This is a genomic window from Actinoplanes nipponensis (assembly GCF_016862275.1).
GTDB classification, from domain to species: Bacteria; Actinomycetota; Actinomycetes; order Mycobacteriales; family Micromonosporaceae; genus Actinoplanes; species Actinoplanes nipponensis.
Genome location: NZ_BOMQ01000030.1, coordinates 161,562 through 172,858 on the forward strand (window position 1 = coordinate 161,562; position 11,297 = coordinate 172,858).

The 11,297-nt window shown below is 74.4% G+C and carries 9 protein-coding genes; 6 read left to right on the top strand and 3 right to left on the bottom strand.

Going from position 1 to position 11,297, the window contains the following annotated elements; genetic code table 11:
• Position 1 precedes the first annotated feature (1 nt).
• Positions 2-697, bottom strand: a complete 696-nt coding sequence (locus Ani05nite_RS13620) for an ABC transporter ATP-binding protein (protein ID WP_203768394.1) — start codon at positions 695-697, stop codon at positions 2-4.
• A complete protein-coding gene (locus tag Ani05nite_RS13625) occupies positions 684-1,442 on the bottom strand; it encodes an ABC transporter ATP-binding protein (RefSeq protein ID WP_203768395.1) in 759 nt (252 codons plus the stop codon). Before Ani05nite_RS13625 ends, Ani05nite_RS13620 begins: the two co-directional genes overlap by 14 nt.
• Before the next feature lie 246 nt (positions 1,443-1,688).
• Here Ani05nite_RS13625 and Ani05nite_RS13630 point away from each other — a divergent pair, with 246 nt between their 5' ends.
• Complete coding sequence (locus tag Ani05nite_RS13630) at positions 1,689-2,444, top strand: CoA transferase subunit A (protein ID WP_203768397.1); 756 nt, start codon at positions 1,689-1,691, stop codon at positions 2,442-2,444.
• The gene (locus tag Ani05nite_RS13635) at positions 2,444-3,091 is read left to right on the top strand and encodes a CoA transferase subunit B (RefSeq protein WP_203768398.1); all 648 of its coding nucleotides are present in this window, start codon (positions 2,444-2,446) and stop codon (positions 3,089-3,091) included. The genes Ani05nite_RS13630 and Ani05nite_RS13635 overlap by 1 nt, the downstream gene beginning before the upstream one ends.
• On the opposite strand, the gene Ani05nite_RS13640 is transcribed toward Ani05nite_RS13635, so the two are convergent.
• Positions 3,073-4,236 carry an extracellular catalytic domain type 1 short-chain-length polyhydroxyalkanoate depolymerase gene (locus Ani05nite_RS13640; protein WP_203768399.1) on the bottom strand — a complete coding sequence of 388 codons (1,164 nt, stop codon included), beginning with the start codon at positions 4,234-4,236 and terminating at the stop codon, positions 3,073-3,075. The genes Ani05nite_RS13635 and Ani05nite_RS13640 overlap by 19 nt on opposite strands.
• 238 nt (positions 4,237-4,474) lie before the next feature.
• On the opposite strand from Ani05nite_RS13640, the gene Ani05nite_RS13645 reads away from it, so the two are divergent.
• The 4 genes from Ani05nite_RS13645 to Ani05nite_RS13660 all read left to right on the top strand — a co-directional run bounded on the left by Ani05nite_RS13645 (position 4,475) and on the right by Ani05nite_RS13660 (position 11,278).
• Positions 4,475-6,631, top strand: a complete 2,157-nt coding sequence (locus tag Ani05nite_RS13645) for an MMPL family transporter (protein ID WP_203768400.1) — start codon at positions 4,475-4,477, stop codon at positions 6,629-6,631.
• 112 nt (positions 6,632-6,743) lie between these two features.
• Positions 6,744-7,979, top strand: a complete 1,236-nt coding sequence (locus Ani05nite_RS13650; protein WP_203768401.1) for a low temperature requirement protein A — start codon at positions 6,744-6,746, stop codon at positions 7,977-7,979.
• 32 nt (positions 7,980-8,011) lie between these two features.
• On the top strand, positions 8,012-9,010 hold the full coding sequence (locus Ani05nite_RS13655) for a nitronate monooxygenase (protein WP_239129855.1): 999 nt from the start codon (positions 8,012-8,014) through the stop codon (positions 9,008-9,010).
• Positions 9,011-9,388: 378 nt separating this feature from the next.
• Positions 9,389-11,278, top strand: coding sequence for a helix-turn-helix domain-containing protein (locus Ani05nite_RS13660; protein WP_203768402.1), 1,890 nt, complete (start codon positions 9,389-9,391; stop codon positions 11,276-11,278).
• Positions 11,279-11,297 lie beyond the last annotated feature (19 nt).

Sequence of the window (11,297 nt, forward strand, 5' to 3'; positions counted from 1 at the left end):
CTTAGATGCCGAGGTAGGCGAGAAGTTCGTGTTCGCGGGCGCGGACCGCGCCGTTGTCGAGGCTCTCGACGATCCGGCCCTCGGCCAGCAGGTGGTGCCGGTCGGCCACGGTCGTCGCGAAGTGCAGGTTCTGTTCGATCAGCAGGACGGTGACGCCGGCCGCCTTGATCTCCCGGAGGATCTCGCCGATCTGCTCGACCAGCAGCGGCGAGAGCCCCTCGGTGGGCTCGTCGCAGAGCAGCAGCCGGGCCCCGCTGCGCAACACCCGGGCCAGGGCGAGCATCTGCTGCTCGCCGCCGGAGAGCTGGGTGCCGGCGAAGCGCCGGCGTTCCCGCAGCACCGGGAAGGTCTCGTAGACCCGCGGCAGCGACCAGGGGTCGGGACCGACCACCGGGGGCAGCAGCAGGTTCTCCTCGACGCTGAGGGTGGCGTAGATGCCGCGGTCGTCGGGCACGTAGCCGACGCCGAGCCGGGCCCGCCGGTGCGCCGGCCGGGTGCCGAACGCGGTGTCGCCGCGCAGCCCGATGCGCCCGGTGCAGCGCTCGTGCAGGCCCATGACGCAGCGCAGCAGGGTGGTCTTGCCCGCGCCGTTGCGCCCGACCAGCGTCACGATCTCGCCCTCGGCGACGGCCAGGTCGACGTCGCGCAGCACCTGCGCCTCGCCGTACCAGGCGTTGAGGCCCTCAACGGTCAGCATGGGTCTCCCCCAGGTAGGCGGTGATCACTCGGGGGTCGGCGCGGACCTCGGCGTACCCGCCCTCGACCAGGACCGCGCCGCGCTGCAGCACGGTGACCCGGTCGGCGAGGTTGCGGACCACGCTCATGTTGTGCTCGACCAGCACGACGGTGCGCCCCGGGCGGACCCGGCGGATCAGCGCGATGGTGCGGTCGATGTCCTCGGCGCCCATGCCGGCGGTCGGCTCGTCCAGCAGCAGCACCCGCGGGTCCAGGGCCAGCGCCACGGCCAGCTCCAGGGCCCGCTTGCGGCCGTACGCCAAAGCGGCGGCGGGGACCTCGGCCGCGTCGGCGAGACCCACGTCGTCGAGCAGCTCCAGGGCCCGGTCCCGGAAGCGGTCGAGCCGGCCCTCCGAGCGCCAGAAGCGCCAGCCCAGCCCGGTCCGGGCCTGCAGCGCCAGCCCCACGTGCTCGCGCGCGCTGACCTGGGGGAACAGGGTGGTGATCTGGAACGAGCGGGCCACGCCGAGGCGCGCCACCCGCTCGGGCGGCAGCCCGGTGACGTCGGCGCCGGCCAGGGTGATCCGCCCGGCGCTCGGCCGCAGGAAGCCGGTGAGCAGGTTGAACAGGGTGGACTTGCCGGCGCCGTTGGGCCCGACGAGGGCGTGCACGCTGTCCGCGGCGATGTCGAGGTCCACGCCGTGCACGGCGCGGAACCCGCGGAACTGCTTGCCCAGCCCGCGGGCCTGGAGGATCGGCGGGGGCATTCGACCTCCTCTGAGTGCGGGCGGCGGCGTCGGATCGGCAGCGCCCTGTGACGCGCAACACTATGGGCCGGATTCATGGCCAGCTATGTGGGTCGTGCCCATAATCCGGCCGCCCCCGATGGCGGTTCCCGCCATCCGCGGTCACCGGCCGTGCACCGGCGGCACAGCGACGGGCCGGCGTTTGTAGGCGGCGCGCACATAGGTGGTGATCAACCGCGCGCTTACGGTGCCTCGCGAGGAGGAATCGTGGACAAGACAGTCACCAGTGCCGCCCGGGCGGTCGCCGACGTGCCGTCCGGGGCGAGCCTGGCCGTGGGCGGGTTCGGGCTCTGCGGCGTACCGGCCGACCTGATCGAGGCCCTGCGGGCCGGGCCCGCCACGGACCTGCGCGTGGTCTCCAACAACTGCGGAGTCGACGACGCGGGCCTCGGGCGGCTGCTCGCGGCCGGCCGCATCGCGCGGATGACCAGCTCGTACGTCGGGGAGAACCGGGAGTTCGCCCGCCGCTACCTGCACGGCGAGCTGGAGGTGGAGCTGGTCGCCCAGGGCACGCTGGCCGAGCGCCTGCGCGCCGGCGGCAGCGGCATCCCGGCCTTCTACACCCCGGCCGGCGCCGGCACCCCGCTGGCCGACGGCGGCCTGCCCTGGCGGTACCACGCCGACGGCTCGGTGGCGCTGGGCTCCCCGGCCCGCGAGGTGCGCGAGTTCGGCGGCCGGCCGTACCTGCTGGAGGAGGCCATCGTCTGCGACTTCGCGCTGGTCCGGGCCGCGGTGGGCGACCGGCACGGCAACCTCGTCTTCCACGCCAGCGCCCGCAACTTCAACCCGCTGTGCGCGATGGCCGGGCGGATCACGGTGGCCGAGGTGGAGCGGCTGGCCGAGCCGGGCGAGCTGGACCCGGGGCGGATCGACCTGCCCGGCATCTTCGTGCAGCGGGTCGTCGCCGTGCGCGACCCGGCCGACAAGCGGATCGAGAAACTGACGACGACGGGAGCCCGGTGATGGCGTGGACCCGGGACCAGATGGCCGGGCGGGCGGCCCGGGAGCTGACCGACGGGCAGTACGTCAACCTCGGCATCGGGCTGCCGACGCTGGTGCCCGCGCACGTGCCGGCCGGGGTGCACGTGGTGCTGCACTCCGAGAACGGCATCCTCGGGACGGGGCCGTACCCGCGCCCGGGGCAGGCGGATCCCGACCTGATCAACGCGGGCAAGGAGACGGTCACCGTGCTGCCGGGCGCCGCGTACTTCGACTCGGCACTGTCCTTCGCGATGATCCGCGGCGGGCATCTGGACGTGGCGATCCTGGGCGGCATGCAGGTCTCGGCCGGCGGCGACCTGGCCAACTGGACGGTGCCCGGCAAGCTGGTCAAGGGCATGGGCGGCGCGATGGACCTGGTGCACGGCGCCGGGCGGATCATCGTGCTGATGGAGCACCGCACCCGCGACGGCGCCGCCCGGCTGGTGCGGCGGTGCACGCTGCCGCTCACCGGGCGCCGGGTCGTGCACCGCGTGATCACCGACCTGGCGGTGCTGGACGTGACGCCCGCGGGCTTCGCCCTGCGCGAGCTGGCCCCGGGCGTCACGGCGCGGCAGGTGCGCGCCGCCACGGACGCGCCCCTGCTGGTCGCTCAGCCGATGACCCAGTAGGCCGGGGCGCTCTCGCACAGCGTGGTGGACGCGAAGACGTTGTAGAGGCCCATCCGCTGGCCCGAGCCCCGCGCGTAGGCGTAGCCGCCGGTGGTGTAGGCCCGGCCGGCCTGCACGTGCGCGTAGTTGGTCGCCGTCACGCAGGCCGGCGCCGGCGGCGGCGGCTCGCCCGGGCCGGCGTCCGCCCCGAGCCCGAAGAACACCGCGTCCCGGTACGCCGAGCAGATGGTGTCCAGGAAGTACGCCGCAGCCGTCCCGCACTGGTCCGCGGCCGTCCCGGGATCGACCGGCGTGCCGTGTCCCATGCCCGCCACCCGGTACAGCCGGACCTGGTCGGCGCCGTAGACCTCCAGGGTGGTCCCGGCCGGCAGGGCGCCGGTCGAGGTGGGCCGGTCGGCGACCCCGAGCACGTCGGTGAACTGATCACGCAGCTCCAGGCCGTTGGCGGGCACCACGGTGTAGTCGGCCTGGCCCTGCCAGATCGCCACCCGGGGCCGCGGCCCGCCGTAGCCGGGGTACGCGGCGCGCACGAGGTCGCCCCACTGCGCCGGGGTCCGGTCCGGCGGCGTGTGCTGGCAGGTGCCCGCCTGGCTCAGCGAGGTGGCGCAGCGGTACGGCAGCCCGGCCACCACCGAACCGGCGGCGAACACGTCCGGATAGGTGGCCAGCATGACGGCGCTCATCGCGCCGCCGGCGGACAGCCCGGAGACGAACACCCGGGCCGGATCCACGCCGTAGCCGGTCACGGCCCGGTCCACCATCTGCCGTACGGACAGCGCCTCGCCCTGGTCGCGGGTGGTGTCGCCGGGCTGGAACCAGGTGAAGCACGAGCTGGAGTTGTTGGCCGCCCGCTGCTCCGGCAGCACCAGCGCGAAGCGCCACCGGTCGGCGAACGTGCGCCAGCCGGAGTTGGCGAAGTAGCCGGCGGCGTTCTGGGTGCAGCCGTGCAGCAGCACGACGGCGGGCGACCCGGCGGGCAGGGCGTCCGGCCGGTAGAGGTACATGGCCAGGTTGCCGGGGTTGCTGCCGAACCCGGACACCTGCTCGAGGCCGGCGGCGAGCGCCGGCGCGGGCGCGGCCACCGCGGTGACGGCCCCCAGCAGGACGGTGACGAGACTGCGGCCCAGCCGCCGGAAAGGACCCATCGGAGCCTCCACTCCTCGACGGTCATCGATGTCACGGACGTTACGGCCGGATGACGGACCGATGACATGGCCACGGCCCACACCGTCTCCGCCGGGCCTGTGTGCCCCGTCCCCGGTCGCCCGCGAATCGACAGGACCGCGACAAACGGGTAGACCTCACGGGCCGGCTGGGCAATCATCGTCGCCGATACGTTGGCCGCGGCCGTCTCCGCAGGATCGCCGGAACGAAGGAGTGTCGATGTTCGACAGATGGGGAAGGTTCGTCGTCCGGCGGGCCTGGTGGGTCATCGGCGGTTGGCTGGTGGGCGCCGCCCTGATCATCGGTCTGCTGCCCAGCCTCTCCGACATCACCAGCGGTGACCAGGGCGGCTTCCTGCCTGACAGCTACGAGTCGGTGCAGGCGATCGACCTGGCCCGGACCGCGTTCCCGGAGCAGGCCACCTCCAGCGCCGTCGTGGTGGTGAAACGCTCCGACGGCGCCGCCCTCACGCCGGCCGATCAGGACCGGGTCGGCGCGCTGGCCACCGCGATCGCCGGCGCGCACATCCCCGGCACCGGTCAACCGCTGACCGGCCCGCAGGCCGTCGCGCCCAACAAGCTGGTGCAGCTGATCTCCGTACCGGTCACCGCGCGCCCGACCGACGCCCAGGGCCAGATCGACGCGGTGCAGAAGACCCGCGAGGCCATCCGGTCCAACCTGGCCGGCACCGCGCTGAGCGCGGGCGTCGCCGGGCAGGTGGCCCAGATCGTCGACAACAACGACACCTTCACCACCGCGTTCGCGGTGGTCGGGGCGGCCACCCTCGCGCTGATCATCGTGCTGATCCTGATCATCTTCCGCAGTCCCATCGCCGCCCTGCTGCCCATCGTGGTCGTGGGCGGCGTCCTGCAGGTCTCGTCCAACCTGATCGCGGCGGCCGGCAAGCTGTTCGGCTTCAACGTCGACCAGAGCCTGCAGACGCTGCTGCTGATCGTGCTCTACGGCATCGGCACCGACTACATCCTCTTCCTGCTGTTCCGCTACCGGGAACGGCTGCGGGCCGGCGTGGACGCCAGGACCGCGATGGTGGACGCGGTGGCCCGGGTCGGCGAGGTGATCACCTCGGCCGCCGCCGCGGTCATCGTCGCCTTCCTGGTGCTGCTGCTGGCCACCTTCGGCGGGTTCGGGTCGCTCGGCCCGGCCCTGGCCATCGCGGTCTTCGTCATGCTGATCACCGGGCTCACCCTGGTCCCGGCCGTGGTCGGCCTCATCGGACCGGCGACGTTCTGGCCGTCGAAGGCGTGGCGGCGCGAGCCCACGGGCACCGCGTTCGTCCGGATCGGCGCGGCGCTCGGCCGGCGTCCGGCGGTCGCGGCCGCCGCCTCCGGCCTGGTGCTGATCGCCCTGGCCAGCGGGACGCTGCTGTTCAAGGCCGACTACGACTTCGCGGCCGGCTTCCCGAGCACCACCGAGTCGGCGAAGGCGGCGGCCGACCTGCAGCGCGGGTTCCCGCAGGGCGCCCTCGACCCCACCGAGGCGTACCTGACCACCCGGGACGGCGGCGCGCTGACGGCCGCCCAGCTGGACCAGTTCGCCGCGGCCGCCGCCCGGGTGTCGGGCGTCGGCGGCGTGCAGCCCCCGGTCAAGGCGACCGCCGGCACGGTGGCCCGCTACTCCCTGCTGCTGACCGTCAGCCCCGCGTCCAACGAAGCGATCACCCTGCTGCACGACCACCTGCGCGACGATCTGCACGCCGCCGCCCCGCCCGGCACCAAGGTGCTGGTCGGGGGCAGCACGGCGATCTATGCGGACATCAACTCCGCCAACACCCGCGACCTCTCGGTGATCCTGCCGGTCGCGGCCCTGCTCATCGCCATCATCCTGGCCCTGCTGCTGCGCAGCGTCGTCGCGCCGCTCTACCTGGTCCTGGCCGTGCTGCTCAACTTCGCCGCCACGCTGGGCGCCGCGATCTACCTGTTCCAGGGCGCGGCCGGCAAGCCCGGGGTGACGTTCCAGTTGCCGATCATCCTGTACCTGTTCGTCCTGGCGATCGGCACCGACTACAACATCCTGATGATCGCCCGGCTGCGCGAGGAGGCCCGGGCCGGCAACGAGCCCCGGGCCGCCGCGGCGCTCGGCGTGCAGCACGCCGGCCCGTCCGTGGCCGCGGCCGGGCTGATCCTCGCCGGCACCTTCGCGGTGCTGACGCTGGCCCCGGTGTCGTTCCTGCAGCAGATCGGGTTCTCCGTGGCGACCGGCATCCTGCTGTCGGCGTTCGTCATGTCGATGTTCCTCGTGCCGTCCCTCACCGCGCTGCTCGGGCACGCCGCCTGGTGGCCCGGGCACGGCGACGTCAAGCGGGGCGGCCCCGAGCCGGCGCCGGTGGAGCACCCGGTGCCGGTCGAATCCAACTGATCCGGCGGCGGGCGGGGCCGGGATGTGTGACCGGCCCCGCTCGCGGGCATGACGGCGCCCCGCCGGGGGTACTGGCAGCGCACCGCCAGGACCGGCCGACGTTGGAGGCACCATGACCCGAGCGGACGACCGGCTCGACGGCGATCAGCGCCGCCACCTCGACGAGGAGGAGGCCGAGCAGCTCGAGGCGGTGCGCCCGCCCGACCTCAACCAGGAGTCGAACCGCTCGGCGACCCGCCTGGAGCTGTTCTTCGACCTGGCCTTCGTGCTGTTCGTGGCGCGCTGCGCCGACGTGCTGGCCAAGGACGAGACCTGGCACGGCGCCATGGTGTTCGCCGCCGTCCTGACCGTCGGCTGGTGGGCGTGGGCCAGCGCCACCCTGTACGCCAACCGGTTCGACACCGACGACGCGGTGTTCCGCCTGCTCACGCTGACCGCCATGGCCGGGGTGGTGGCGATGGCGGCCGCGGTGGACAAGATCGACGGCGCCTCCGCGCCCTGGTTCGTGGTGGGCTACGTCATCATCCGGTTCGCCCTGATGGCCGGCTACGTACGCGCCTGGCGGCACGTGCCGAAGGCCCGTTCGACCGCCCGGCTGTACCTGATCGGGCACGGGCTCGGCGCGGCGATCTGGCTGGTCTCGCTGGCGGTGCCCGAGCCGGCGCGTTACGTGCTCTGGGGCGTCGGCGTCCTCGCGGACCTGGCCTGGCCCACCGCGGCGGCCCGGCTCAAGGACGCCGTCCCGCTGCACCTGGAGCACCTGCCGGAACGCTTCGGACTGTTCATCATCCTGGTGCTGGGCGAGTCGGTCGCGGCGGTCGTGACCGGCCTGCACGACGGCGGGTGGAAGCCCACCGTGGCGCTGACAGCCGGCTTCGCGTTCGTGGTGGCGGCGGCGCTGTGGTGGATCTACTTCGACCTGTCGGGCGGCGCGGCGAAACGGCGGCTGGCCGCGGAGGGCGACAACGTCACCAAGCACGGCGTGCACGACTTCTACGTCTACATCCACCTGCCGCTGGCGGTCTCGCTGGCGGCCGTCGCGGTGGGGCTGGAGCACGCGGTCATGCACGGCGCCGACGACCACCTCACCGCCGGGACCCGGTGGGTGCTCGGCATCGCCACCGCCGGCTACCTGCTCGCCGCCGCGATCATGCAGGCCCAGCTCGGCGAACGGGTCCGCGGGGCGGTGCTCTGGCCCGGCGCGGGCGTACCGCTGGTGCTGGTGGTCGTCCTGCTGGACCTCTCCCCCGTCGCGACCGTGGGCCTGCTCGCGGTCCTGGCCGTCGCCGGGGTGCTCACCGGCTACCAGCTGCACCGCTACGGCGAGGTGCGGACCGCCAAGGTGTGAACAACCGCTGCCCCGCGGCCTAGAGTGGCGGTGTGCTGGGCGATGGTGGACGGTCGATCGTCGTCGCGCCGATGGCCGGCGGGGTGAGCACGACCGCACTGGTGCGCGCCGCCGCCGAGGCCGGCGCGGCGGCGTTCCTGCCCGCCGGCTACCGGACGCCGGCGGCCGTCGAGGCCGACCTGCGCGAGCTGCGGGGCACGGGCCGGCCGTACGGCCTCAACATCTTCGTCCCGCCGCGGTCGGCGCCCGACCGGGCCGCGGTCGAGGCCTACCGCGCCCGCCTGGCGCCCGAAGCCCACCGCTACGGCGTCGAGCTGCCGGCCCCGCGCCTGCACGACGACGACCACTTCGCGGCCAAGATCGAGCTGGCCCGGGCCGCCGTGCCCGCGTGGGTGAGCTTCACGTTCGGCATCCCGGACGCGGGCGTCGTCCGGGCGCTGCGCCGGGCCGGGTCCACGGTGCTGGTGACCGTGACGGACGCCGACGAGGCCGCACAGGCCGTGGCGGCGGGCGCCGACGCGCTCGTGGCCCAGGGCGGCAGCGCCGGCGGGCACTCCGCCACCACCCGCCCCGGCGACTACACCGGTGACCGCGGCACGGCGGACGTGGTGCGCGAGGTGCGGGCGGCGGTGTCCGTGCCGGTGGTGGCGGCGGGTGGGGTGGGTGACGCGGCGGACGTCGCGGGCCTGCTGGCCGCCGGCGCGACGGCGGTGCAGGTGGGCACGATGTTCCTGCCCGCGGCCGAGGCGGGCACGAAGGAGGCGCATCGCGCGGCGCTGGGTGGCGCGGGGGCCACGGTGGTCACCCGGGCGTTCACCGGACAGCCGGCCCGGGGGCTGCGGAACCGGTTCACGGACACGTACTCCGCGTACGCGCCTGTCGCCTATCCGGCCGTGCACCATCTGACCGCGCCCATCCGGGCCGCCGCGGCGCGGGCCGGCGACGCCGGTGCGCTCAACCTGTGGGCGGGCACGGCGTTCGCCCGGGCCCGGCCGGGCACCTGCCGCGAGATCCTGGACCGGCTGAGCTGAGCCGTTCGCCGGTCATTCCCGAGCCGCGAACGACATTGTCAGGAAACGCACAGCAGTCCTGGAACCGACAGTTAGACGAGGTTCTAGGAATCGCATTGCGCAGGCCCGATGAATCACCTCCACCGGCATTCCGCGTCCCGAACGCCCCTTTTCCGGGGCTTTCGTGATCACGCAAGGTGGCCGCTGCACCACTTTCCCGGTGGCTGCCCCCCACGCATCTCGGTATCGTTCCGGCAGGACATCCGCTTCCGAGCCGCCATCGCCACGGGCGCGGCAGCGATCTTCGCGCGGAGAGCCGTCCCGTTCGCCGGCCGCGCCGAAAGGCGACCCGGAAATGGCGGGAAAGACGTTTCTGCAAAACACGGGGGATACACCATCATGGGGCGACCTGAACGACCACTCGACCCGGACGCCGGCCCGCTGGAGGCGTTCGCCGTCGAACTGCGTGAGCTGCGGAACGCCGCGGGCCGGGCCAGCTACCGGGCGCTGGCGCAACGGGCCGGCTTCTCGCCGTCGGTGCTGTCCGCGGCGACGAGCGGATTCAGCCTGCCGACCCTGCGCGTGACGCTGGGCCTGGTGACCGCGTGCGGCGGGGACGAGGCGGCCTGGACGCGGCGCTGGCACGCCGTCGCCGGGGAGCTGCGGGCCGCCGCCGCGCCGGGACGGGTGGACACTCGGCCGCCGCGGGCCACCACGGCGTACCCGCGTCCGGTGCGGTCCCAGCCGGCCCGGCGACCCCATCCCGGCCGCTCACCGGCGTCGCCGTCGCGGCCGGGACGGTGGCCGTCTGGGCGTTCGGCCGAGCCGCTGCGCCAGGTCTCGGGACCGGTGGGGATCCGGCCGGCGCCGGGCGGTTCGGGGCGCCCGGATCAGCCGGTCGCGCTGTCGCCGTCCCGGCCCGGCCGCGACGTCCGGGATCGCCTGTCCGGAACGCGGCCGCATCCCGACCGGCCGCCCATCGGGATGTCGCTCCCGGATCAGGCACACACCCGGCTCGCCCATCCCGACCAACCACCCACCCCGCTCCCCCGGACCGCCCACCCCGACCCCGACCTGTCGCATCCCGACCAACCACCCACCCCGCTCCCCCGGACCGCCCACCGCGACCCCGGCCCGTGGTGTCCCGATCTGCCACCCGGCGGGCTGGCGCTTCCGGGCCTTCCGCCGGCCGGTCTGTCCTCTTCGGAGACGAATTCCGTGGATCGGCCGTGGACGCCTTCCGCCCCGATCCCTTCCGGCGGAGTCCCGGCCGCCCGGATCCGCCTCGCTCCCGTGCCGCGGCCGGCCCAGCTTCCGGCCGCCGCCGTCCGGCTCGCCGGTCGCGCCGATGAGTGCGCCCGGATCACCGCGCTGAGCGACCGCGGCCGCCCGCCCGTCCTTCTCAGCGGGCCGATCGGCGCCGGCAAGAGCGCCACCGCGATGCACTGGTGTCACCGCAACGCGGCCCGGTTCCCGGACGGCGTGCTCTACGCCGATCTGGCCGACCCGGGCACCGGCCCGCACGAGGCCCTGACCGGCTTCCTGCTCGCCCTGGGCATCGCGCCGGACCGGGTCCCGGCCCACCCCGCGCACTGCGCCGCGCTGTACCGGTCGCTGATCGCCGGTCGGCGGATGCTCGTCCTGCTGGACAACGCGGCCGACGAGACCCAGCTGGGACTGCTGCTCGCCGCGGCGCCGGGCAGCCAGGTGCTGATCACCAGCCGCAGCCGGCTGGCCGGCCTGGACGGGCTCGCCCGGCTGACGCTGGAGCCGCTGCCCCCCGAACAGGCGGTGGCCCTGCTCGGCACCATCACGGGACACGACCAGGTGGCGGAGCACCTCGAGCACGCGGTCGAGGTGGCGGCCCTCTGCGACCACCTGCCGGTCGTGCTGCGCACGATCGGCACGCGGATCGCTCTCCACCGCGGCTGGACCCTGCCGCGAGCTGCCGCACACCTGCGCGACGAACGCGGGCGCATCGACAGCCTCGCCCCCGGCCTGCGCGACAGCTTCCGCGCCGCGCACCGGGCCCTGGACCCCGACAGCCGCCGGATGCTGATGCGGGTGGCCCGGCTGCCTCAGGCCGAGTTCGACGCCGGTGGACCGGCCCGGGCCGGGCAGATGGCGCTCGAACAGGCCGAGGAGTCCCTCGAAGCCCTCGTCGACGCGGGACTACTGCAGGCCGCGCCGGCCCGGGGGCGGTACCGGCTGCCGGTGCTGTTCCGGCTGCTTGCGCTGGAGGTTTTGCGCAGCGCGACGCCGGTGGCTGCTGTGCAGGCGGCCGGCTGAGTGGCGTGGGTGGCCGAGC

Excerpts from the sequence above, each read along its gene's own strand:
- Ani05nite_RS13620 (WP_203768394.1), bottom strand. The coding sequence starts at position 697 with ATGCTGACCGTTGAGGGCCTCAACGCCTGGTACGGCGAGGCGCAGGTG.
- Ani05nite_RS13625 (WP_203768395.1), bottom strand. The coding sequence starts at position 1,442 with ATGCCCCCGCCGATCCTCCAGGCCCGCGGGCTGGGCAAGCAGTTCCGC.
- Ani05nite_RS13635 (WP_203768398.1), top strand. The coding sequence starts at position 2,444 with ATGGCGTGGACCCGGGACCAGATGGCCGGGCGGGCGGCCCGGGAGCTG.
- Ani05nite_RS13640 (WP_203768399.1), bottom strand. The coding sequence starts at position 4,236 with ATGGGTCCTTTCCGGCGGCTGGGCCGCAGTCTCGTCACCGTCCTGCTG.
- Ani05nite_RS13645 (WP_203768400.1), top strand. The coding sequence starts at position 4,475 with ATGTTCGACAGATGGGGAAGGTTCGTCGTCCGGCGGGCCTGGTGGGTC.
- Ani05nite_RS13650 (WP_203768401.1), top strand. The coding sequence starts at position 6,744 with ATGACCCGAGCGGACGACCGGCTCGACGGCGATCAGCGCCGCCACCTC.
- Ani05nite_RS13660 (WP_203768402.1), top strand. The coding sequence starts at position 9,389 with ATGGGGCGACCTGAACGACCACTCGACCCGGACGCCGGCCCGCTGGAG.